This window comes from Streptomyces sp. NPDC002513 (genome assembly GCF_053595355.1).
Window position 1 is genome coordinate 1 of sequence record NZ_JBSFXK010000155.1, and the last position, 1,736, is coordinate 1,736.

General features: G+C 69.4%; 1 protein-coding gene. It reads left to right on the plus strand.

Annotated elements, in window-relative coordinates; all coding sequences use genetic code 11:
- Positions 1-44 precede the first annotated feature (44 nt).
- Positions 45-1,736: ISAzo13 family transposase (locus ACWD5Q_RS35445; RefSeq protein ID WP_451431180.1), on the plus strand; the 1,692-nt coding region annotated here is incomplete at its 3' end.

Genomic DNA, 1,736 nt, shown 5'->3' on the forward strand with positions numbered 1-1,736 from the left:
GGATTCGGGCCCGTTGAGGTTGGTGGTGTGGTAAGTCGGCGTCTGTGGGGATTCCGGAAGCAACCCTGGCAGTACTGGACGTGAAGTTGGCGGCGATCCTGCCGCACTTGGACGAGCGGCAGCGCCGCCTGTATCTGGCATCCGAGGCCGCCGCGCTCGGACACGGCGGGATCACCGCAGTGGCCAGGCTGGCGGAGGTATCGGAGTCGACCATCGCGCGGGGCCGGGACGAGCTCGCGACCGGGACACCGGTACTGGGGCGGGTGCGCCGCCCCGGTGGCGGACGCAAGTCGGCCGCCGAACGTGATCCCGGCCTGGTGCCGGCACTCGCGGCCCTGATCGAGCCACGGGAGGTCGGCGACCCGGTCTCCCCGCTGCGCTGGACCACTGCCTCGCTGCGCGACCTGGCCCGGGAGCTGACCGCGGCAGGCCATCCGATCAGCGCCCCGGCCGTGGGCAACCTGCTGCATTCGATGGGCTTCAGCCTCCAGGGCATGGCCAAGACCCGTGCGGGTAGCCAAGTCCCGGACCGTGATGCCCAGTTCCGGCACATCAACGCCACGGCCGAGCGGTTCCTGTCCCAGGGACTGCCGGTGGTGAGCGTGGATGCGAAAAAGAAGGAGCCGATCGGCGACTTCGCCCGCGCGGGCCGCACCTACCGCCCCAAGGGAGCGCCGATCACCGCCCCGGACCACGACTTCGTGGCCCCCGATACCCCCGTCGCAATCCCGTACGGCATCTACGACCTGGGACAGGACACCGGCTGGGTGAACGTCGGCACCGACCGCAACACCGCCGCCTTCGCGGTGGAGTCCCTCCGCCGCTGGTGGAACCAGCAGGGCCGGCAGGACTACCCCGACGCAACCCGGCTGCTGATCACCGCAGACTCCGGAGGGGCGAACTCCGCAGGCTCCCACCTGTTCAAAATGGACCTGGCCGCCTTCGCCGACGAGTGCGGACTGACCATCACCGTCCTGCACTTTCCACCGGGAACATCGAAGTGGAACAAGGTGGAGCACCGTCTGTTCTCCCGCATCACCCACAGCCTGCGCGGACGGCCCCTGACCAGCTACGAGATACTGCTCCAAAGCATCTCGGCCACCCGCACCCGCACCGGCCTGACCGTCAGCGCGGTCCTTGACGAGAACGACTACCCCACCGGGCACATGTTCACCAAAGATGAGCGCAAGGCCATCCTGCAGCGCGTCCAGCGCGACGACTTCCACGGCGAGTGGAACTACACCATCGCTCCATACGACCCCCAGCAGGCACCGCCTGCCGACCCGGACCGGGCGAAGGCACCGCCGATCCCGGCCGAGGCCACCTACCTGCTCACGCACCCCGCCCTGACCGGCATGTCCCGCGAACAGTTCGACCGGCTCGTGGAGGACCTCGAACCCTGCCGCCGGGTCCTGGCCGAGGCGGAGCGGGAGAAGAGGAAGGGCCTCAACCGGCGCGGATTCAACCCCGGCTTCGGCTTCCTCGACCACCGCCACCGCGTCCTGGCCGCAGTCCTGAGCCGCCGCAACACCGTCACCCTCACCCTGACGGCCCGGCTGCTCGGCCGGGACCGCAACACCCTGAGCTACCACGCCCACCGGACCATGCCCCTGCTGGCCTTCGCCGCTGCCCCCGACATCACCGCAGCCCTCACCCAGCCCCGCCGGACCCACCCACCCCGCACGATCGACGCCCTCCAGAACGCGATCACCGACTACGAAAGCAACATCAAGTCA